Genomic DNA, 20,526 nt, shown 5'->3' on the forward strand with positions numbered 1-20,526 from the left:
TTCCCCCTCGCCCCTTGGGGAGAGGGCTGGGGTGAGGGGGTTGGATCTTGCAGACCCAACCTAATCGCCATTACTCCGCCGTAGAAGGCTTCTCCCAAAGATTGATCCCGCCCTCCTGGGCAAACCGATCAATCTCCGCCAGCTCTTCAGCACTGAAATTCAGATTCTTCAGCGCCCCGACGTTCTCGATGATCTGCTCCGGCCGGCTCGCGCCGATCAGTGCCGAGGTCACTCGTGGATCACGCAAAGTCCACGCAAGTGCCAGTTGCGCCAGGCTCTGCCCGCGACGCTGGGCGATTTCGTTCAACGCTCGCACGTGGGCGATGTTGGCCTCGGACAAGTGCGAAGCCTGCAGCGAACCACCGCCCGGACGATTGACCCGCGCATCCGCCGGCACGCCGTTGAGGTATTTGTCGGTGAGCAAGCCCTGCGCCAGCGGCGTAAACGCGATGACGCCCGTGCCGAGTTCATCGGTGGTATCGAGCAGGTCCTTTTCCACCCAGCGATTGAGCAGGTTGTACGCCGGCTGATGAATCAGCAGCGGCACTTTCCACTCTTTCAGCAGCGCGGCCATCTCGCGGGTTTTCACCCCGGAATAGGACGAGATGCCGATGTACAAAGCCTTGCCCTGCTGCACGGCGGTGGCGAGGGCGCTGGCGGTTTCTTCCAGTGGAGTGTCCGGGTCGAAGCGGTGCGAGTAGAAGATGTCCACATAGTCCAGGCCGAGGCGTTGCAGGCTCTGGTCGAGGCTGGCCAGTACGTATTTGCGCGAACCGCCGCCCTGGCCGTACGGGCCGGGCCACATGTCCCAACCGGCCTTGCTGGAGATGATCAACTCGTCGCGATATTGCTTGAAGTCTTCGCGCAGCAGGCGACCGAAATTGATCTCGGCGCTGCCGTATGGCGGGCCGTAGTTGTTGGCCAGATCGAAATGGTTGATGCCCAGATCGAACGCGGTGCGCAGCAAGGCACGCTGGGTTTCGATCGGAGTGCTGTCGCCAAAGTTGTGCCAGAGGCCCAGCGACAATGCCGGCAGCACCAGACCGCTGCGGCCGACGCGGCGGTAAGGAATGGAGTCGTAGCGGTGTTCGGCAGCGGTGTAAGTCATCGAATCCTCTCTTGTTTGATTAACAGCAGATTGAGGGTGAAACCAAACTCTGTGGCGAGGGGATTTATCCCCGATGGGTGGCGAAGCCGCCCCAAAACCTGAAACCTCGGCGAATCAGGTGTACCGAGTGCGCTGGTTTTACGACTGCTTCGCAGCCGAACGGGGATAAATCCCCTCACCACAAAAGCTCTACCAATCATGCGAAGCGGTTTACAGGTCGGGCGAGCCCCAGGTTCTGCCGCAACGTCCGGCCTTCATATCCAGTTCTGAACAACCCGTCCAGCATACGCCCAAGCGGCGCGACGCCGACCTCGGGTTCGACCAATTGCTGAAACGTTTCACATTTTTTCCTGCGCTTCAGCCTCGCTGGAGATTGGCGTGCTGGCGGCAACGCGGGTGCTGGAAAGCCCTGAGGTAATGCCGAGCGACGAAGTGCAACGACTGAACCTGCTGCGATACCAAGTGATCGAACGCGAAAGCACCTGACTGCGGGAGCGAGCAGGCTCGTTCCCGCAGAATCTGCGTCATACCGACAATTCGCGCAGCGCAGCGGCCGCCAGAAATCCGGACCGGGAACGGTAGCGCCGGTCTCGACGGACAGTCTGGTCAATACGTTCCAGCAACTGCTCGGGCAATGTGGCATTGAAGCGCACTGATTTGCCGAAGTATGGCGTGATGTCAAAGTCGACCACGCCCCAGATACCGCCCGCGTAATCCGGGTTATCAAGATGAGCATCAATGTCGCGCACTTGCGGCAGTGGCGCGCCATCGGCGACCAGCCCCTCGTAGTGCAGCGCCAGCGCTTCCTGCGTGTTTTCGAAAGCTTCGGCTACCGTGGCGCCTGCGGAATAGCACCCCGGTACGTCCGGAATGATCACGCCGTAGTCCGAGTCGGCATCCTTGTGCAGAACGACCGGGAATTTCATAAAGGTGAACCCTTCCTCTGGCAAGTCCATGATGGGCGTTTCGTCTTCGAATACGGGCCTCATTTCAAACCCGCCTGTTTCAAAATGCTGTTGATCGTACCCTTGGGCAGATCCGAATCAGGGTGTTTGATCGTCACCCTTCCCTGCTTGGACGAATGCTTGTACTGGTGGTGACTGCCTTTTACCGCGACCAGGTACCAACCATCGTCCTCGATCATCCTGATCATTTCCCGACTGCGCATGTCCTTCGCCCTTATCTACAGCAACAGCTACAACTCTAGGGCACAAAGCGCGCAGCGATACACACCATACACACTTGGATAAATAATAGTCTGTTTCGTGATGATCACAGATGGACGGATCAACGGCGGGGCCCAAGATTGCGATGGGCAGTGCGATATTCGGTGTGCCGGCGGCGGCGGTGCTGTTCATAGTGCTGAGCGCCGAGGCGTAAAAAACTCTCGGCGCTCAGCCGTTGGATCAACGCACCAGATGCAGGAACTGCATGTGCCGTTCGTACTGGTCGAGGATGTCGTTGATGATCTGCTCTTTGGTGTAGCCGACCAGATCGTAGTCCTGACTGCCCTCGCTCAAATGCACTTCGGCGCGGTAGTAGCGGCGATTGTTGAGTTGCTTGGAACCCATGCCGCCGCGCGCGAACGATGGCGTGAAGTAGCCGCGCATCTGCACCTGATAGATGAACGGATGCTGCTCGCCATGGCCGATTTCCAGGCTGACGTTGTCATGCGCCGGATCCGGCTGGGTGACCACGTGCAGGCCTTTTTCGACGAACACGGCGGTCACTTCCTCGATCGCCGGGCGCACCGTGCTTTCCATGAAGCGGTATACCTCGTCGCGGGACGGGAAGTGCACGGCCTGGCTCAGGCGCTGACGCCAGCCACCGGTGCCACGCCGCGAACCGGAGACCGGCGCCAGCGAATGCAGCTGCGCGATCTGCTTCTGCGATTCCAGATAGAACGCCTTGTGCAGGCCCCACATCATCAGCAGCAGAATCAACGAGAACGGCAATGAGGTCAGCACCACCGCTGACTTCAACGCATCGATGCTGCCGGAAAACAGCAGTGCGCTGGTGATCAGCGCGGTCATCGCGCCCCAGAACACCCGCAGCCATTTCGGCCCGTCTTCATCCGGGTTGCCACCCTTGGCCGACAGGGTCGAGAGGACCACGGTGCCAGAGTCCGCCGAGGTCACGAAGAACACGAAGCTGATGAACACCGTCACGGCGATGACGGTCTTGCTCCACGGGTAGGTTTCCAGCAGCAGATAAATGCTCATCGACGGGTTGTCGATGGCCGACATGCCCAGCGCACTCATGCCGTGATTGAGCACCTGATCCAGGGCGCTGTTGCCGAAAATCGACATCCAAGCGAGGGTGAACCCGAGCGGGATCAACAGCACGCCGAAGACGAATTCACGGATGGTGCGGCCACGGGAAATCCGCGCGATGAACAGGCCCACGAACGGCGACCAGGCGATCCACCAGGCCCAGTAGAACACGGTCCAGCCACCCAGCCAGTCACTTGGTTTGTCGTAAGCGTAGAGATCGAAACTCTTCATCGGCAACGCGCCGAGGTAGTCGCCGACGTTCTGGATCAGCGTGTTAAGCAGGTGCTGCGTCGGTCCAGCGAACAGCACGAACAGCAGCAGTCCGCAGGCAAGCAGCATGTTGATGTCGGACATTACCCGCACGCCTTTGTCGACGCCGGAGACCGCAACGATGATCGCCGCGCCCATCATCAGCGTGATCAGGCCGACCTGAATCCACTGGGTATGGGCGATGCCGAACAGATAATCCAGGCCCGAGTTGAGGTGCAGCACACCGAAGCCCATGTCGGCACCGAGGCCGAATACCGTAGCGATGATGCCGAAGCCGTCCACTGCGTAACCGATGGGGCCGTTGATGCGTTTACCAATCAGCGGATACAGCGCCGAACGCAGGGCCAGCGGCAGATTGTGGCGGTAAGCGAAATAGGCCAGCGCCATGCCGACGAAAGCGAACACGCCCCAGCCATGCAGGCCCCAGTGCAGAAACAGAATTTGCATCGCCTGGCGAGCCGCATCGGCGGTACCGGCCTCGCCTTGCGGCGGCTGGAGCATGTGCGTCAGCGGTTCGGAGACACAGAAGAAGAACAGCGTGATGCTGATCCCGGCGGCGAACAGCATGCCCGCCCAGGACAGGTAACTGAATTCGGGCTCGTCGTGGTCGGCACCGAGTTTTATCTTGCCGTAGCCGGATAACGCGGTGACCACCACGAAGACCAGATACAGGGTCATCGCGAGCATGTAGTACCAGCCGACCGTATTGGCCGCCCAGTTTTGCGCTTCCAGCAACCAGGCGCCGGCCTGCTCGGGGATGGCGATGACGACAAGACCAAACAGCAGAATGACCGTCGCGGCGAAGTAGAACACCGGCGGATTCATGCGTACCAGACCGCTGGCGGGGGTAGACGATGCACTCATGAAACGTGCACCTCGAAGGGTTGAAACGTGGCTGAAATGATCGGACTCAGCAAAGGCAAGCCTCCTGTTGTGAGCGGGCAGCGAACCACCGGTTTAACTTGAATGAACGTTCAAGTTAAACATGAATGGGGTGGTAAGGACTAATCGCAGGGCTGGGCGGTAGGTTTCCTACAGCGCCCAAAGAGGGGTATGACGCGGGTTGGGAGGGATTCGTTCACTGATGAATGGGCTGAAGGCCAGTATCTTGATCCGGCCTGGAAATCTTTCGCGAGCAGGCTCGCTCCCACATTTGCAACGCATTCCAATTGTGGGAGCGAGCCTGCTCGCGAAGAGGCCCGATACAACAACACAGATTCAAGACCTACTTCTGCGTCCCGTCATCATGCTGCAGATTCGCCTGCGTCAGATTCGCCCCCGCCGGCACACTGCGCGTCAGCCAGACGTTGCCGCCAATGGTCGAACCCTTGCCGATGGTGATCCGCCCGAGAATCGTCGCCCCGGCATAAATCACAACGTCATCCTCAACGATCGGGTGACGCGGATGGCCCTTCTGCAACTGGCCGTCCTCATCCGCCGGAAAGCGCTTGGCGCCCAAAGTGACTGCCTGATAAATGCGCACACGCTCGCCGATGATCGCGGTCTCGCCAATCACCACGCCTGTGCCGTGATCGATAAAGAAGCTGCGGCCGATCTGCGCGCCCGGGTGGATATCGATGCCCGTCGCCGAATGCGCGATCTCCGCGCTGATCCGCGCCAGCAGCGGCAGCCCGGCACGGTATAAATGGTGCGCGAGGCGATGGTGAATCACCGCAAGAATGCCCGGATAGCACAGCAGCACTTCATCAACGCTGCGTGCCGCCGGGTCGCCGTGATAGGCCGCCAGCACATCGGTGTCGAGCAGCGTGCGCAGGCCCGGCAACGCGAGAGCAAAATCCTGCACGATCTGAATCGCCCGAGCCTCGACTTCACTGTCATCCTGCGCGCTGTGACGGGCGACGTAACGCAACTCCAGCCGTGTCTGTGCCAGCAATGCATTCAGCGCTACATCAAGCGTGTGGCCGACGTAGAAATCTTCACTTTCTTCACGTAGATCGACCGGCCCCAGACGCATCGGGAACAGCGCGCCACATAGCGCCTCGAGGATTTCCGCCATCGCCGCTCGCGATGGCAATTCGCGGCCGCCCTGCTCCCCTGAAGCCCGGCCATTCTTTGCGCGCCACTGATCCCGCGCGCTGCGCAGCTGGCTGACGATGGTGTGCAATTGCCAATGGCTGGAACGCTCGCTCACGGTAAAGACTCCTCACGGGCGGCCGGACTGTCTGGCCGCGTCATCGGCGCCTACTTTACGGCATGCCTTTGCCGACGAATTAAGAACCGATAGTGCTGCCATCAGTCCATTTGGCTATAAGCGATTGGCGGTTGCCCGGGCAAAAACGGGTGCCTATAGTCCATCCATTCTTCTGCGCCAGTACGGACCCATGATCAAACAACAGCTGCAACGCTTCCCCCGTCTCGAACTGCTGAGCCACCCCACGCCGCTGGAAAAACTCGAACGCCTGTCCACCTGGCTCGGTCGCGAGGTGTATATCAAGCGCGATGACCTGACGCCGCTGGCAATGGGTGGCAACAAGCTGCGCAAACTCGAATACCTCGCCGCCGACGCGCTCGCGCAAGGTGCTGACACGCTGATCACGGCCGGTGCGCTGCAATCGAACCACGTGCGCCAGACCGCCGCACTGGCGGCGAAACTCGGCCTCGGTTGTGTGGCGCTGCTGGAAAATCCGCTGGGCACTGATGAGGGCAATTACACCGGCAACGGCAACCGCTTGCTGCTCGATCTGTTCGACACCAGGGTCGAGCTGGTCGACAACCTCGACAATGCCGACGAACAACTCGCCGCCCTCGCCGTGCGCCTGCGCAGCAACGGCAAGAAGCCGTATCTGGTGCCAATCGGCGGCTCCAACGCCCTTGGTGCTCTGGGTTACGTGCGCGCCGGGCTGGAACTGGCCGAGCAGATCAAGGACAGCGGCCTGGATTTCGCCGCAGTGGTGCTGGCCTCCGGCAGTGCCGGTACTCACAGTGGTCTCGGATTGGCGCTGAGTGAGGCGCTGCCGCAATTGCCGGTGATTGGCGTGACCGTTTCGCGCAGTGAAGAAGATCAGCGCCCGAAGGTTCAGGGTTTGGCCGAACGCACCGCTGAGCTGCTGGGCGTCGAGTTGCCGACCAGCTTCAAGGTCGAGCTGTGGGACGAATATTTCGGCCCGCGTTACGGCGAACCGAATGCCGGTACTTTGGCGGCGGTGAAACTGTTGGCGGCTCAGGAAGGTCTGTTGCTTGACCCGGTCTACACCGGCAAGGCCATGGCCGGTCTGCTCGACGGGATTGGCCGGCAGCGCTTCGATGACGGCCCGATCATCTTCCTGCACACCGGCGGCGCGCCGGCGTTGTTTGCCTACAAGGATTTTCTGACAAGATGATCACTGCAGATTGCAGATACCTGTGGCGAGGGGATTTATCCCCGTTGGGTCGCGGAGCGGCCCCTTGCCTTCGCAAGTGAGTACACGTCGCAGGACTTGCAACTGTTGCGCAGCAGAACGGGGATAAATTCCCTCGCCACAACTGAATTGGCACATATTCCAAAAAACTCTAAAAGAAACACAATCTAGTATTTTCAAGTCTAAAACAGACATCTTATAGTCTCGCCGCAGGCGAATTTCGGGCGAGACGCTTAAGCTGCTTTAAGGCAGGATAGCGCTGTCGTTCAAATCACCCATTTGCCTACATTCCTTAAGCGTCTTCCATAAGAAAACACAGGGGCTTGTCATGAATTTTTCCGCACTACGTCGCACTCTGCTGGTCGGTTCGCTGGGTCTTGCGCTCAGCGCTGGCCTGATCGGTCAGGCAGTGGCCGGTGAGCAGTTGCAACAGATCAAGGACAAAGGCGTTCTCAACGTCGGCCTGGAAGGCACTTACCCACCGTTCAGCTACGTCGACGAGAACGGCAAGCTGTCCGGTTTCGAAGTCGAGCTGTCCGAAGCCCTGGCGCAAAAGCTCGGCGTCAAGGCCAAGATTCAGCCGACCAAATGGGACGGCATCCTCGCCGCACTGGAATCCAAGCGTCTGGATCTGGTGGTCAACCAAGTGACCATCTCCGACGAGCGCAAAAAGAAGTATGACTTCTCCGAACCCTACACCGTGTCCGGCATCCAGGCCCTCGTGCTGAAAAGCAAAGAGTCGGCGCTGAACATCAAGACTGCCGCTGACCTGTCCGGCAAGAAAGTCGGTGTCGGCCTGGGCACCAACTACGAGCAGTGGGTTCGCGCCAACGTGCCGGGTGCTGACGTGCGCACCTACGATGATGATCCGACCAAGTTCGCCGACCTCAACAACGGTCGTACCGATGCCATCCTGATCGACCGTCTGGCTGCCCTCGAATACGCCAAGAAAGCCCCGAAAACCGTCGCAGCCGGTGAGGCCTTCTCGCGTCAGGAATCCGGTATCGCCCTGCGCAAAGGCGAGCCTGAACTGCTGGCTGCGGTGAACAAAGCGCTCGACGAACTGCGTGCTGACGGCACTCTCGAGAAACTGTCGAAGAAATACTTCAACGCAGACGTCACTAAATAATGGAAGAGGCTTTCCAACTCGCGCTGGATTCCGCGCCCTTTCTGTTGAAGGGCGCGTACTACACGGTAGTCCTCAGCCTCGGCGGGATGTTCTTCGGTCTGCTGCTGGGCTTCGGCCTCGCGCTGATGCGCCTGTCGCGCTTCAAATCGGTCAGTTGGCTGGCCCGCATCTACGTGTCGTTCTTTCGCGGCACGCCGTTGCTGGTGCAGCTGTTTGTGATCTATTACGGCTTGCCGCAACTGGGCATGGAGCTTGATCCGCTGCCGGCAGCGCTGATCGGTTTCTCGCTGAACATGGCCGCCTACGCCTGTGAAATCCTCCGTGCCGCGATCGGTTCGATCGAACGCGGTCAGTGGGAAGCTGCTGCGAGTATCGGCATGACCCGCGCGCAGACCCTGCGCCGGGCCATCCTGCCGCAAGCGATGCGCACGGCCTTGCCGCCGCTGGGCAATAGCTTCATTTCGCTGGTCAAGGACACGGCGCTGGCCGCGACCATTCAGGTGCCGGAGCTGTTCCGTCAGGCGCAGCTGATTACCGCCCGGACTTTCGAAGTCTTCACCATGTATCTTGCCGCCGCGCTGATCTACTGGATTCTGGCCACGGTGCTTTCGCACTTGCAGAACAAGTTGGAAGAGCGGGTCAATCGGCACGACCAGGAGTCCTGACGCGATGATTGTCGTGGAAAAACTGACCAAGCAATTCAAGGGTCAGGTCGTGCTCAACGGCATCGACCTTGAGGTAAAGGAAGGCGAAGTCGTCGCGATCATCGGCCCCAGTGGCTCGGGGAAAACGACGTTCCTGCGTTGCCTGAATTTCCTCGAAGAACCCACCAGCGGCCGGATCAAGGTCGGCGATATCGAAATCGATACCAGCCGCCCGCTGAACCAGCAGCAAAGTCTGGTGCGCAACCTGCGCCAGCACGTCGGCTTCGTGTTCCAGAACTTCAACCTGTTCCCCCATCGCACCGCCTTGGAAAACGTCATCGAAGGCCCGATCGTGGTCAAGAAAATGCCGCGCGACCAAGCGATTGCCCTGGGTAAAAAGCTGCTGACCAAAGTGGGGCTTGCCGGCAAGGAGGACGCTTATCCGCGCCGACTCTCCGGTGGCCAGCAACAGCGCGTCGCGATTGCCCGGGCGCTGGCGATGGAACCGGAAGTGATTCTGTTCGACGAACCGACCTCGGCGCTCGATCCGGAACTGGTCGGCGAAGTACTGGCGACCATTCGCGGTCTTGCCGAAGAAAATCGCACCATGGTGATTGTCACCCATGAAATGGGCTTCGCCCGTGACGTGGCCAATCGCGTGGTGTTTTTCGACAAGGGCGTAATTGTTGAACAGGGTGAAGCCAAGGCACTGTTTGCCAACCCGAAAGAAGAACGCACCAAACAGTTTCTCAGCAAGTTTCTGAATCACGCCTGAGAACTTTCTCAGCAATACCCCTCCACTTCCACGGATGGAAGTTACCTCTCCCCCGGCATTTCAATCTTTTCTACATTTGTTACTAGCGAGCGCAGATATATATTGCGCAACGGTTACGCGCACCTCCGAATCGTCATATTTTCATACGTTTGCCTGCGAACAAACCCGCACAAAACCCTGCGCAATTGCCGTTTATCTGTAGCTGGTTTCGCGCGTACCACTAGGCATATTGCCTAGGTGACGTAGGAGCTTTCTGATTAACTTGTAATTCACGCATTAACTAAGCCGCTCTATTGACACCCCTCTCCGCAGACTTTTATCTAGTCGGCAACCGGCGCCAATTAGTTCAAACAACTCGCGCTAAAACCGAACAAATAGTTTTTGCTTTATTGCCAGTTGATTCGCGCCTTTTTTGTTTCCCAGAAACGGATTTCGCTGCAAGACTTCAAGGAGAGAAACCGATGACCCGCACTTCGCACAGCCCCGAACTTGCAGCGCCAACGCTGGCATGCGCACAAAAAACCGGCATTAACCTGGCAACAGCAGCGCACCTGCTGGTCAATGTACCGCCCTACTGCGGCATGGACGATGGCGATCTGATCGAACTGTTCTGGAACAAATGCTATGTCGCGTCAAAAGTCCTCAGCGCAGACGATGTGGGTGAGTCAGTGGGCCTGCGGGTGCCGGAGAGTTTCATCACCAATGGCTCCGCGCGCATTCACTACCGCGTGATGCAGGTCGGCCAGGGCCCGGCGCTGTCTGCGGCGACCCGGGTACAGGTCAAACTCGATTGCCCCGGTGGCCAGCCCACTGGGCAGTGCGATGACGAAAACCAGCAACTGGCAGCGGTAATCATCCCTGAAGCGATTCGCCGTCAGGGCGTGAACCCCAGCCAGATCAAACGCGGCGTGCCGCTGACTATCGAGCCTTACCTGAACATGGCCGAAGACGACGCCATCACCCTGCGCTGGGGCGACGTGCGCATGGACCTGGCGCCTGTCACGGCGGCCGACGTCGGGCTGCCGATTCAGGTCTGGGTGCCACCGGCGGTGATTGTCGAAGCGGGCGAAGACCTGCGACTGGACGTGACGTACTGCATCCTCGACCGGGTCGGTAACAACTCGCGCTGGGCACCGCCGCGCACGTTGAAAATCGGTTGCGTAAATCCGTACGTGAAAGTCCCGTTGAAACCCGAATTCAAGGCCGCCGAATCACGCACTAAGTGAGACCTGCCCAAGGTGGGAGGTCAGTGACCTCCCACCTGAAAGTCGTTAACCAAGCCGAACATCCCCCCTTCTATGCATATTCCTAAAAGTTAGTTTATTTAATTTTTATACGCGCTTAGGGTATATGCACCGGACCACCGGACATTCTTTCAATCGTCGCACTTCGCGGCGTTTTTCATGAGATGTGAGGTAGGTATGGTCCGGAACACAATCACCCCAGTGCAGATCGCCAGGGCATTGCGTGCAGCCAGGGAGCGGCACTGATGTCCAGTCTTGCAGATGCCAACGTGCAGTCCGATCTGGACATCGCCCCGCTGTTGTTGCCCGCGCAAGTACTGCGCAACGACGCTCAAGCCATCAAGGCCGCACACGAACTGGCGCAAGCCGCCCGAGTGCAGGCGGCCAAACGCGACCGTCAGCGTAAGCTGCCGTGGTCGGAAATCGAACAGTTCACCCGCAGCGGTCTGGGCAGCATTGCCATCCCGCGCGAATATGGTGGCCCGCAGGTTTCCTTCGTCACATTGGCTGAAGTCTTTGCGATCATTTCCGCCTCCGACCCGGCGCTCGGACAGATCCCGCAGAACCAGTTCGGCATCATCCATCTGCTGCTCGGCACCGCTACCCAAGCGCAGAAAAAGCAGCTGTTCCAGAGTGTTCTGGAAGGCTGGCGCATCGGCAACGCCGGCCCGGAACGCGGCACGAAAAACACCCTGGAACTGAAGGCGCGAATCAGCGCCGATGGCGACGATTACGTGATCAACGGCCAGAAGTTCTACTCCACCGGCGCGCTGTTTGCGCATTGGGTCGCGGTGAAAGCGCTCAACGATGACGGTAAACAGGTGCTGGCCTTCGTCCGGCGCGGCACGCCGGGTCTGCGCATCGTCGATGACTGGTCGGGCTTCGGCCAGCGCACCACGGCGAGCGGCACGATTCTGCTGAACAACGTGCGCGTCGAGTCGAGCCTGGTCATCGACAACTGGAAGATCAACGACAAGCCGAACACCCAAGGCGCAGTGTCGCAGCTGATTCAAGCAGCCATTGACGCCGGCATCGCCCGTGGCGCCATCGACGACGCCATCGACTTCGTCAAAACCCGCGCACGGCCATGGATCGACGCCAAGGTCGAGCGCGCCAGCGATGACCTCTACGTGATCGCCGATATCGGCAAACTGAAAATCGAACTGCACGCCGCCGAAGCGCTGCTGCGCAAGGCCGGCAAAGTGCTCGATGACGTCCACGCCGCGCCGCTGACTGCCGAATCCGCCGCACGCGCTTCGATCGCCGTGGCCGAAGCAAAAGTGCTGACCACCGAGATTTCGCTGCTGGCCAGCGAAAAGCTGTTCGAACTGGCCGGCAGCCGCGCGACCCTTGCCGAATTCAATCTCGACCGCCACTGGCGCAACGCCCGCGTGCACACCCTGCACGACCCGGTGCGCTGGAAATATCACGCGGTCGGCGCCTATCGCCTGAACGGCACTTTGCCGGCTCGCCATTCCTGGATCTGAGACGACCAGTCATCTGGAGAACCCCCTATGACGCTTTCCCATCACGTCGCGCTCATCACCAGCGATGAGCAAGCCCTGATCGTCGCCAGCGACCTGGCCGAAGATTTCAAACGCGACAGCGCCCTGCGCGACCGCGAACGCCGCCTGCCATTGGCCGAGCTGGAAGTGTTTTCCCGCTCCGGCCTGTGGGGCATCAGCGTGCCGAAAGAATATGGCGGCGCGGGCGTATCCAACGTCACCCTGGCCAAAGTCATCGCACTCATCGCTCAGGCCGACGGCTCGCTCGGGCAGATTCCGCAGAACCATTTCTACGCACTGGAAGTGCTGCGCGTGAATGGCAGCGATGAACAGAAACAGCGCCTGTACGCCGAGGTCCTCGCCGGCCAGCGCTTTGGCAATGCTTTGGCGGAACTGGGCACCAGAACCGCTCACGACCGTATCACCAGTCTCAAACGCGACGGCGCTGGTTATCGCATCAACGGTCGCAAGTTCTACTCGACCGGGGCGATTTACGCGCAGCGCATCCCGACGTCGGTGGTCGATGAAAACGGCGTACAGCAACTGGCCTTCGTCCCGCGCGAGAGCAAAGGCCTGACGGTGATCGACGACTGGAGCGGCTTCGGCCAGCGCACCACCGGCAGCGGTTCGGTGGTGTTCGAAGATGTGTATGTGGCGGCTGAAGACGTGCTGCCGTTCCAGAGCGCTTTCGAACGGCCGACCACGGTTGGGCCGCTGGCGCAGATTCTCCACGCCGCCATCGACACCGGCATTGCCCGCGCCGCTTACGAAGATGCCTTGCACTTCGTGCGCAGCAAGACCCGTCCGTGGATCGATTCCGGCAACGACAAGGCCACCGAAGATCCGCTGACGCTGAAGAGCTTCGGCCACTTGAGCATTCGTCTGCACGCCACCGAAGCCTTGCTCGAACGCGCCGGCGAATTCCTTGATGCCGCGCAAGCTGAAACCAATGCTGACACTGTCGCTGCCGCATCGATCGCGGTGGCCGAAGCACGCGCAATCAGCACGGAAATTTCCCTCGCCGCTGGCAGTACGTTGTTCGAACTCGCCGGCAGTCAGGCGACGCTGAGTGAGCACGGCCTCGACCGGCACTGGCGCAACGCTCGCGTGCACACTCTGCATGACCCCGTGCGCTGGAAATATCACGCGGTGGGCAACTACTACCTCAACGATGAAAAGCCGCCGCTGCGGGGGACCATCTGATGGTCGCCGCGAAAAAGAAGATCCTGCTCAACGCGTTCAACATGAACTGCATCGGCCATATCAATCACGGCCTGTGGACGCATCCGCGCGACAACTCGACCCGCTACAACACGATTGAATACTGGACCGAACTGGCGCAGTTGCTTGAGCGTGGATTGTTCGATGGCTTGTTCATCGCTGACATCGTCGGCGTCTACGACGTCTACCAGAACTCGGTGGACGTCACGCTGAAAGAGTCGATCCAGTTGCCGGTCAACGATCCGCTGCTACTGGTTTCAGCGATGGCTGCTGTAACCAGAAACCTCGGCTTCGGCCTGACCGCCAATCTCACTTACGAGCCGCCGTATCTGTTCGCCCGGCGCATGTCGACGCTCGATCATCTGAGTCGCGGCCGGGTCGGCTGGAACATCGTCACCGGTTACCTGGACAGCGCGGCCAAAGCCATGGGTCTGCGCGAACAGGTCGAACATGACCGGCGCTACGACCAGGCCGAAGAGTATCTGCAGGTTTTGTACAAGCTCTGGGAAGGCAGCTGGGAGAACGGCGCGGTGCTCAACGACCGCGAAGAGCGCATCTACGCCAATCCGGAAAAAGTGCACAAGGTCGAGCACCAGGGCGAGTTCTATCAGGTCGAGGGTTATCACCTCTGCGAGCCGTCACCGCAGCGCACGCCGGTACTGTTTCAGGCCGGCAGCTCCGATCGCGGCTTGCTGTTTGCCGGGCGTCACGCCGAGTGCGTGTTCATCAGCGGCCAGAACAAACCGTCGACCAAGGTGCAGGTCGACAAAGTCCTCGCCAGTGCCGTCGAAGCCGGGCGCAATCCTGAAGACATCAAGGTGTTCATGGGCCTCAATGTGATCGTTGGCGCCACCGAAGAAGCGGCGTGGGCCAAGCATGCCGAGTACCTCAGCTATGCCAGCGCCGAGGCCGGCGTGGCGCACTTTTCCGCGTCTACCGGCATCGACTTTGCCCAGTACGAAATCGACGAACCGATCCAGTACGTGAAGAGCAACGCGATTCAGTCGGCGACAAAAAACCTGCAGAACAACGATTGGACGCGACGCAAATTGCTCGACCAGCACGCCCTCGGTGGTCGTTACATCACCGTGGTCGGTTCGCCCGAGCAAGTGGCGGATGAACTCGAATCGTGGATCGCCGAGACCGGTCTGGACGGCTTCAACCTGACCCGTATCGTCACCCCGGAAAGCTATGTCGACTTCATCGAACTGGTGATTCCCGAGTTGCAGCGGCGCGGCTCGTACAAGACTGCGTATGACAGCGGCAGCTTGCGCGAGAAATTGTTTCACGGCGAGGCGCAGTTGCCTGAGCAACATACCGGCTCTTCGTACCGGCATCAGAAGCTTCGCGAGCAGGCTCGCTCCCACAGTTGAAACGCGTAGCCCCTGTGGGAGCGAGCCTGCTCGCGAAGAGGCCCTCCCCGGCACAACAAATTCATGCACAGACTGGAAAAACCACCATGACCAAAAAAACCCTGTCCCACCCAGTCAAAGCACTGGCCCTGGCCTTCGGCCTGTTCAGCTCGGCTATCTTCGCCGCCGACGCCCCGTTGAAAATCGGCACCACCGCCGCTTTCGCCATTCCGCTGGAAGCCGCCGTCGAAGAAGCTTCCAAACAAGGCCTGAAAGTCGAGCTGGTGGAATTCACCGACTGGATCGCGCCCAACGTCAGCCTCGCCGCTGGCGACATCGAAGTGAACTACTTCCAGCACATCCCGTTCCTGGAAAACGCCAAAGCCGCATCCGGTTTCGATCTGGTGCCATTCGCACCGGGAATCATCAACAACGTCGGTCTGTATTCGAAGAAATACAAAAGCTTCGATGAACTGCCCGAAGGCGCCAGCGTGGCCATTGCCAACGACCCGATCAACAGCGGTCGCGGTCTGCAACTGCTGGCCAAGGCCGGGTTGATCACGCTGAAACCGGGCGTCGGCTACAAGGCCACCGAGGACGACATCGTCGCCAATCCGAAGAAGATCAGGATCCTTCAGGTCGAAGCCGTGCAACTGGTGCGCGCGTATGACGACGCTGATCTGGTCCAGGGTTATCCAGCCTACATCCGTCTGGCGAAGACCTTCGATGCCGGCTCGGCGCTGCTGTTCGACGGTCTCGATCACAAGGAATACGTGATCCAGTTCGTCATCCAGCCGAAGAGCAAAACCGACCCGCGCCTGATCAAGTTCGTCGACATCTATCAGCATTCACCGGCCGTTCGCGCGGCACTGGACAAGGCCCACGGCAAGCTCTATCAGGCCGGTTGGGAAAGCTGAACATGACCGCAGCGATCCAACGGCGACTGGAGCTTCCAGAGCCACACAATGCTGAAAAAACCGAGCTGCATCCCGAGTTGAATCGCGCCCACGTACGCTTTATTGGCGTGGGCAAAACCTACAACGGCCGACAAGGTCCGGTCGCGGCCTTGCAGGGCATCGACCTGGCGATTCAGCGTGGTGAAGTGTTCGGCATCATCGGCCGTAGCGGCGCCGGCAAGTCGTCGCTGATTCGCACGATCAATCGCCTGGAGCAGCCAACGTCGGGGCGGGTGCTGATAGATCAGGTCGATATAGGCGAGTTCGATGAAGACCGCCTCGTCGCCCTGCGCCGGCGCATCGGCATGATCTTCCAGCACTTCAATCTGATGTCGGCCAAGACCGTCTGGCAGAACGTCGAGTTGCCACTGAAAGTCGCCGGCGTGCCGAAGGAACAACGTGAGAAAAAGGTCCGTGAACTTCTCGAACTGGTCGGCCTGCAAAGCAAGCACAAGGCGTACCCGGCGCAGCTTTCCGGCGGGCAGAAACAACGCGTCGGCATTGCCCGCGCGCTGGTGCATGACCCGGACATTCTGCTCTGCGATGAAGCGACATCGGCGCTCGACCCGGAAACCACGCAGTCGATCCTCGGCCTGTTGCGCGAGATCAACAAACGCCTGGGCCTGACCATTGTGCTGATCACTCACGAAATGGCAGTGATCCGCGAGATCTGCGATCGCGTCGTCGTGCTCGAGCACGGCCATGTGGTCGAGCAAGGGCCGGTGTGGCAAGTGTTCGGCAATCCGCAGCACGAGGTCAGCCAGACCTTGCTCGCGCCACTGCAACACGCCTTGCCGGAAGAACTGCAAAGCCGTTTGCTGACGCAATCAACGGCTTCAAATGCAGCGGTGGTGTTGCGTTTGCAGTTCACCGGCAGTGCCGCTGATGAGCCGGATCTGGCCGCGTTGTTTGCGGCGTTGGGTGGCCGAGTGAAGCTGCTTCAGGGCGGCGTGGAACGGATTCAGGGTCATGCGCTGGGGCAGCTTTTACTGGCCGTCAGCGGCTCGGCGTTCAGCGCCGAACAATTGCGCGAGCGCGCCGGGCAATGGGCGCAACGAGTGGAGGTATTGGGCTATGTGGTTTGATCGCTTGCTGCAGGGTTTTATCGACACCTTCCTGATGGTTGGCGTGTCCTCGTTGATCGCGCTGCTGGTGGGGATTCCCATGGCGGTGATTCTGGTCACCAGCGACAAGGGCGGGATCTATGAGGCGCCGCTGTTGAACCGTGCGCTGGGCGCCTTCGTCAATCTGTTCCGCTCGATCCCGTTCCTGATTCTGATGGTCGCGCTGATTCCGTTCACTCGCCTTATCGTCGGCACAACTTACGGTGTATGGGCCGCTGTGGTGCCCCTGACGATTGCTGCGACGCCGTTCTTTGCACGTATTGCCGAAGTGAGTCTGCGCGAGGTCGATCATGGTCTGATCGAAGCCGCGCAGGCCATGGGTTGCCGACGCTGGCATATCGTCTGGCATGTGCTGTTGCCCGAGGCGCTGCCGGGGATTGTCGGGGGGTTCACCATCACGCTGGTGACGATGATCAATTCGTCGGCCATGGCTGGGGCAATTGGTGCTGGTGGGCTGGGGGATATCGCTTACCGCTACGGCTATCAGCGCTTCGATAGTCAGATCATGTTGACGGTGATCGTCTTGCTGGTGGCGCTGGTGGCGGTGATTCAGTTGGGTGGGGATCGGTTGGCTCGGGGGTTGAACAAGCGTTGAGACCTATACGTCATCAACGCAAAGAACGACCCATGCCCATTACGCTGTCAGCAATCAGCGCTGCGAAGATTGGCGAGAAAACAAACGCTGGAATAAAGACGATTTGCTGGTTGTGAGATTGCTGGATGGCCTTGGATTGCGCGCGGGGGATGAGGATGGCCTCGGCGCCGATACGGGTTCGGCCACGGCAGAACGTTTCGTATAGATTTCTTGAGCGCTCAGTCCTGTTGCATCCATCTCGAAGATGAGGCCAAGCGCTTCGCTATTTTTCCATAGCTCCCTGGCGGCCTCCCACACTCCATGCTTTTTCAGATAGCCGATAAGACCTGGGAAGTCGTTTTTGAATCGATTGACAAGCGTCGAATACTGCTCAGGGGAATCAATCGAATCCATTCGCAGCGTCGACATGAAATTCAGGCTCTCAGGAACCATGGCAAATCTGACCGACTGGTCCGGTGCAACTTCACGAATCAGCGTTTCATGGCCAATGGAAGGTTCCGGTTTGTAATGACCAGAACCGTTGTCGATAGAAAATCCTGCGTTGTTCAGCGGATCACTTTTCAAGATGCCTGCGAATTCTGGCAGTCCCATACCCGGCTGAATGCCCATGTGCTGCTGATACATATTGGCAAAAAGACGAAGCTTCCCCGTTGGATCGCGGAAAAGGGCAACTGCGTCACCGACTGCCGTGGGTATCCAGACTGAGGGTTCTCCTTCGTAAGCTTCCATCCCCCGCCCATAAACCACACCAGTGCTCGCGAACGATTTTGCTTCGTCGTTCCAGATGAGCTCTTCAAACCATCCTGTCCCAATGCTCTTGGCCATGGGATTGACGATATCGCTGATGAAAACATCTACAGGGATTTTTATCGTGCCTTGCCAATCGTAAAAGCTGGCAGGGTTGTTACCCACCATCGTATAGCGGTTCAGACCATCAACCTTTCCTGCCGGGTCCGGACATATCCAGCGCTGCAACCATGGCCCGTAGTAACGATATCCATAATAATAAAGTCCGGTAGCGTCCAATTGACGACCCGAATAACGAGTTGTCTTGTGCTTTGCAACCAATGCATTTTTACCTGCCCAGCACGCCGTACCGCCAAACGGGTAATAGTGCTCCTGACTGAGAAGCCCTGCGCACTCGTCCAACTCCAGAGTGCATGAGCCCAGATGATCGCAAAGGCTATAACGCTGCTGATCGATTTCATCGTCATCAGGCCAACGGAGTACGCGCACCTGATTACGCCCGGCCGCGACACTGATCACATGCCGTTCTCGACCATCCGCCCCGCGGTGGACCTCAAGGTTCGGCAAATAGCGCACATCCGATGCAAGGATCTTCCCGGCAGCTTGAATGACGAGAGTCTTGCGCAGCCGATGGCCTGGTTCGTCGTAGCCATAGCATTCATGGTCATTGGCCTCATCCCCGCGATCTACCAGCGCAACCCGCGTTAGCTCATTGCGTACATTCCACGTCATGGCCTGTCCGCGCTGCAGCTCAAGCTGATTACCCGCCGCATCAAATCCCAGCGCTATGTCCGCTTCCCTGGGCAAAGAACCATCGTCACGCTGCGCCAGGCTTCGGTTGCTGCGCTGGGAGGTGTACATCGAAAAACCTGGCGCACCGCTGTGGTGCCGAGTGATCAGGTTGCCCGCTGCGTCGTAGTCGAATTTCTGCGTGTAGTTGCGCCGTTGATTGGGATCCAGCGGTGTTGGCAGCAGATCCGGCAAGGCCGGACCATGACTGGGCTGGCTGACTTCCCAACCGCTGGCCTCGACCAGTTGATAAAGGCTGTCGTAGCGATACCGACTGACCGGATCGATGCGCTGATTGCTGAGCCAGGACACGACTTGAGTCTTGTCTTCCAGGCTGATGATGTTGCCCACCGGATCGTAGACGTAATTCAAATCCTGCAACGGAGGGTGCGTGCCGGCGCTGGCGAGCAGTCTGAGCAACCGGCCGTCATCGCGGCTGTATTCGGCGCGGGCGATGACGCCGTTGCCGGCCGTTTCGCTTTCGACCTGGCCCTGCGCGTTGTAGCGAATGGCGCTGACCAGGCACTTCGGCTGCCTGCCCTCGCCGGCCTGCAACAGCCAGGTCGCGCAGGATTGCCCGGCGACGTTGTAATGCTGCGTTCTGAAGTTGCCCACCGCGTCGGTGTGATGCTGCAAGTCGCCGGTTGGAGTGAAAGTCTGCCGGGTGACGTAGGTGGTTTCCTCAAGATAGTCATCCCGGCGGTCGGGATCGAGTGGCCAGTCAGGTGTCTCGAGTTCGATCAAAAAACGTCGCGACTCCACCACCACTGTACCGCCGAGGCCGTAATCATCGAAATGCCGATTGCCGGCCGGGTCGTCGTGGCGGATTGGTCTACCGCACTGGTTGTGCTGCGCGTGATCATCGGTGGCTTTTGCATAGGTCCAGCGCTCGACCACGTGAGGCTGCCCTTCGTGCGCCTGCTCGGTGAGGGCTAGCGGTCGCAGCAGATCATCGTATTGGCGGTGACTCTGACTGCCCCGCGCATCCCAGCCAGAACACATCGAGCCCGCTTCATTCAACAGCCGCACCCGCCAACCGGCGTCGACGCTTTCTGCGAGTAACGCTTGACCGCTCAACGCGTAGATCGTGGCCAGATTCGGCTTGGGCGCAACGCCGTACAAACGCGGATCCCAAGACGCTACCTGACGCCCCGCCTCATCAAAAATCTGCCGGGTGATGCGCGATTCGATGTCGGCTTTATCCGGGTGTCGGCAATAGGCAACGCTGCGAACCACCAGTGCGCGCGGGTCAATGACCGACAAGTTCGGAGTGGCGGTGTCATGGTGGGTATTCACGGCTACGCGAGTCCCTGATGTCTATACACCGAGACTGAACCAGTTTCCCCTGTTCCGATACTGTAAGAACTACCAGTTGCATTCAGGTTTGCGCGCCCATGCGGTCATCAGATGGGCTGGCGCGAGAACTGAATAAACG

The 20,526-nt window shown here is 59.4% G+C and carries 17 protein-coding genes and 1 pseudogene; 12 read left to right on the forward strand and 6 right to left on the reverse strand.

Going from position 1 to position 20,526, the window contains the following annotated elements:
* Nucleotides 1–70 precede the first annotated feature (70 nt).
* Nucleotides 71–1,108 (reverse strand): L-glyceraldehyde 3-phosphate reductase, encoded by a 1,038-nt coding sequence (gene mgrA, locus KVG85_RS19090; protein WP_217864658.1) that lies wholly within the window; start codon nt 1,106–1,108, stop codon nt 71–73.
* Nucleotides 1,109–1,471: 363 nt separating this feature from the next.
* Here mgrA and KVG85_RS19095 point away from each other — a divergent pair.
* Nucleotides 1,472–1,594: pseudogene (locus KVG85_RS19095) on the forward strand (LacI family transcriptional regulator); the annotation flags it as partial.
* Nucleotides 1,595–1,632: 38 nt separating this feature from the next.
* Here KVG85_RS19095 and KVG85_RS19100 read toward each other — a convergent pair.
* From KVG85_RS19100 to epsC, 4 genes are all read right to left on the reverse strand, one after another.
* Nucleotides 1,633–2,034 carry a type II toxin-antitoxin system HicB family antitoxin gene (locus tag KVG85_RS19100; RefSeq protein WP_039756416.1) on the reverse strand — a complete coding sequence of 134 codons (402 nt, stop codon included), beginning with the start codon at nt 2,032–2,034 and terminating at the stop codon, nt 1,633–1,635.
* A 59-nt stretch (nt 2,035–2,093) separates the two neighbouring features.
* Entirely contained in the window at nt 2,094–2,276 is a 183-nt protein-coding gene (locus tag KVG85_RS19105) for a type II toxin-antitoxin system HicA family toxin (RefSeq protein WP_125925828.1), read from the reverse strand.
* Between the two features lie 238 nt (nt 2,277–2,514).
* Nucleotides 2,515–4,476 (reverse strand): choline transporter BetT, encoded by a 1,962-nt coding sequence (betT, locus tag KVG85_RS19110; RefSeq protein WP_160768576.1) that lies wholly within the window; start codon nt 4,474–4,476, stop codon nt 2,515–2,517.
* A 400-nt stretch (nt 4,477–4,876) separates the two neighbouring features.
* Nucleotides 4,877–5,803: a serine O-acetyltransferase EpsC gene (gene epsC / locus KVG85_RS19115; RefSeq protein WP_217864659.1), complete on the reverse strand. Its 927-nt coding sequence runs from the start codon at nt 5,801–5,803 to the stop codon at nt 4,877–4,879.
* A 190-nt stretch (nt 5,804–5,993) separates the two neighbouring features.
* On the opposite strand from epsC, the gene KVG85_RS19120 reads away from it, so the two are divergent.
* The 11 genes from KVG85_RS19120 (at nt 5,994) to KVG85_RS19170 (ending at nt 17,555) form a co-directional block, all read left to right on the forward strand.
* The gene (locus KVG85_RS19120) at nt 5,994–6,992 is read left to right on the forward strand and encodes a D-cysteine desulfhydrase (protein ID WP_217864660.1); all 999 of its coding nucleotides are present in this window, start codon (nt 5,994–5,996) and stop codon (nt 6,990–6,992) included.
* Between the two features lie 346 nt (nt 6,993–7,338).
* Complete coding sequence (gene tcyJ / locus KVG85_RS19125; RefSeq protein ID WP_016772199.1) at nt 7,339–8,139, forward strand: cystine ABC transporter substrate-binding protein; 801 nt, start codon at nt 7,339–7,341, stop codon at nt 8,137–8,139.
* A complete protein-coding gene (tcyL, locus tag KVG85_RS19130; protein WP_016772200.1) occupies nt 8,139–8,804 on the forward strand; it encodes a cystine ABC transporter permease in 666 nt (221 codons plus the stop codon). Before tcyJ ends, tcyL begins: the two co-directional genes overlap by 1 nt.
* A 4-nt stretch (nt 8,805–8,808) precedes the next feature.
* Nucleotides 8,809–9,558 (forward strand): L-cystine ABC transporter ATP-binding protein TcyN, encoded by a 750-nt coding sequence (gene tcyN, locus KVG85_RS19135; RefSeq protein ID WP_217864661.1) that lies wholly within the window; start codon nt 8,809–8,811, stop codon nt 9,556–9,558.
* Between the two features lie 461 nt (nt 9,559–10,019).
* On the forward strand, nt 10,020–10,784 hold the full coding sequence (locus KVG85_RS19140; RefSeq protein WP_217864662.1) for a hypothetical protein: 765 nt from the start codon (nt 10,020–10,022) through the stop codon (nt 10,782–10,784).
* Between the two features lie 263 nt (nt 10,785–11,047).
* On the forward strand, nt 11,048–12,289 hold the full coding sequence (locus tag KVG85_RS19145; protein WP_217864663.1) for an SfnB family sulfur acquisition oxidoreductase: 1,242 nt from the start codon (nt 11,048–11,050) through the stop codon (nt 12,287–12,289).
* 27 nt (nt 12,290–12,316) lie between these two features.
* Nucleotides 12,317–13,510 (forward strand): SfnB family sulfur acquisition oxidoreductase, encoded by a 1,194-nt coding sequence (locus KVG85_RS19150; RefSeq protein ID WP_217864664.1) that lies wholly within the window; start codon nt 12,317–12,319, stop codon nt 13,508–13,510.
* A complete protein-coding gene (locus KVG85_RS19155) occupies nt 13,510–14,901 on the forward strand; it encodes an LLM class flavin-dependent oxidoreductase (protein WP_217864665.1) in 1,392 nt (463 codons plus the stop codon). The genes KVG85_RS19150 and KVG85_RS19155 overlap by 1 nt, the downstream gene beginning before the upstream one ends.
* Before the next feature lie 86 nt (nt 14,902–14,987).
* Nucleotides 14,988–15,797 (forward strand): MetQ/NlpA family ABC transporter substrate-binding protein, encoded by an 810-nt coding sequence (locus KVG85_RS19160; protein WP_217864666.1) that lies wholly within the window; start codon nt 14,988–14,990, stop codon nt 15,795–15,797.
* Between the two features lie 2 nt (nt 15,798–15,799).
* Nucleotides 15,800–16,921: a methionine ABC transporter ATP-binding protein gene (locus KVG85_RS19165; protein WP_217864667.1), complete on the forward strand. Its 1,122-nt coding sequence runs from the start codon at nt 15,800–15,802 to the stop codon at nt 16,919–16,921.
* Nucleotides 16,911–17,555 (forward strand): methionine ABC transporter permease, encoded by a 645-nt coding sequence (locus KVG85_RS19170; RefSeq protein WP_039756400.1) that lies wholly within the window; start codon nt 16,911–16,913, stop codon nt 17,553–17,555. The genes KVG85_RS19165 and KVG85_RS19170 overlap by 11 nt, the downstream gene beginning before the upstream one ends.
* A 54-nt stretch (nt 17,556–17,609) precedes the next feature.
* On the opposite strand, the gene KVG85_RS19175 is transcribed toward KVG85_RS19170, so the two are convergent.
* Nucleotides 17,610–20,387 (reverse strand): RHS repeat domain-containing protein, encoded by a 2,778-nt coding sequence (locus KVG85_RS19175; RefSeq protein ID WP_217864668.1) that lies wholly within the window; start codon nt 20,385–20,387, stop codon nt 17,610–17,612.
* Nucleotides 20,388–20,526: the final 139 nt, after the last annotated feature.

It is taken from the genome of Pseudomonas triticicola, assembly GCF_019145375.1.
GTDB lineage: Bacteria > Pseudomonadota > Gammaproteobacteria > Pseudomonadales > Pseudomonadaceae > Aquipseudomonas > Aquipseudomonas triticicola.

What these genes read in the sequence shown, in the direction of transcription:
- mgrA (WP_217864658.1), bottom strand. Translation starts at nt 1,108, where the DNA reads ATGACTTACACCGCTGCCGAACACCGCTACGACTCCATTCCTTACCGC.
- KVG85_RS19100 (WP_039756416.1), bottom strand. Translation starts at nt 2,034, where the DNA reads ATGAAATTCCCGGTCGTTCTGCACAAGGATGCCGACTCGGACTACGGC.
- KVG85_RS19105 (WP_125925828.1), bottom strand. Translation starts at nt 2,276, where the DNA reads ATGCGCAGTCGGGAAATGATCAGGATGATCGAGGACGATGGTTGGTAC.
- betT (WP_160768576.1), bottom strand. Translation starts at nt 4,476, where the DNA reads ATGAATCCGCCGGTGTTCTACTTCGCCGCGACGGTCATTCTGCTGTTT.
- KVG85_RS19120 (WP_217864660.1), top strand. Translation starts at nt 5,994, where the DNA reads ATGATCAAACAACAGCTGCAACGCTTCCCCCGTCTCGAACTGCTGAGC.
- tcyJ (WP_016772199.1), top strand. Translation starts at nt 7,339, where the DNA reads ATGAATTTTTCCGCACTACGTCGCACTCTGCTGGTCGGTTCGCTGGGT.
- tcyL (WP_016772200.1), top strand. Translation starts at nt 8,139, where the DNA reads ATGGAAGAGGCTTTCCAACTCGCGCTGGATTCCGCGCCCTTTCTGTTG.
- tcyN (WP_217864661.1), top strand. Translation starts at nt 8,809, where the DNA reads ATGATTGTCGTGGAAAAACTGACCAAGCAATTCAAGGGTCAGGTCGTG.
- KVG85_RS19140 (WP_217864662.1), top strand. Translation starts at nt 10,020, where the DNA reads ATGACCCGCACTTCGCACAGCCCCGAACTTGCAGCGCCAACGCTGGCA.
- KVG85_RS19145 (WP_217864663.1), top strand. Translation starts at nt 11,048, where the DNA reads ATGTCCAGTCTTGCAGATGCCAACGTGCAGTCCGATCTGGACATCGCC.
- KVG85_RS19150 (WP_217864664.1), top strand. Translation starts at nt 12,317, where the DNA reads ATGACGCTTTCCCATCACGTCGCGCTCATCACCAGCGATGAGCAAGCC.
- KVG85_RS19155 (WP_217864665.1), top strand. Translation starts at nt 13,510, where the DNA reads ATGGTCGCCGCGAAAAAGAAGATCCTGCTCAACGCGTTCAACATGAAC.
- KVG85_RS19160 (WP_217864666.1), top strand. Translation starts at nt 14,988, where the DNA reads ATGACCAAAAAAACCCTGTCCCACCCAGTCAAAGCACTGGCCCTGGCC.
- KVG85_RS19165 (WP_217864667.1), top strand. Translation starts at nt 15,800, where the DNA reads ATGACCGCAGCGATCCAACGGCGACTGGAGCTTCCAGAGCCACACAAT.
- KVG85_RS19170 (WP_039756400.1), top strand. Translation starts at nt 16,911, where the DNA reads ATGTGGTTTGATCGCTTGCTGCAGGGTTTTATCGACACCTTCCTGATG.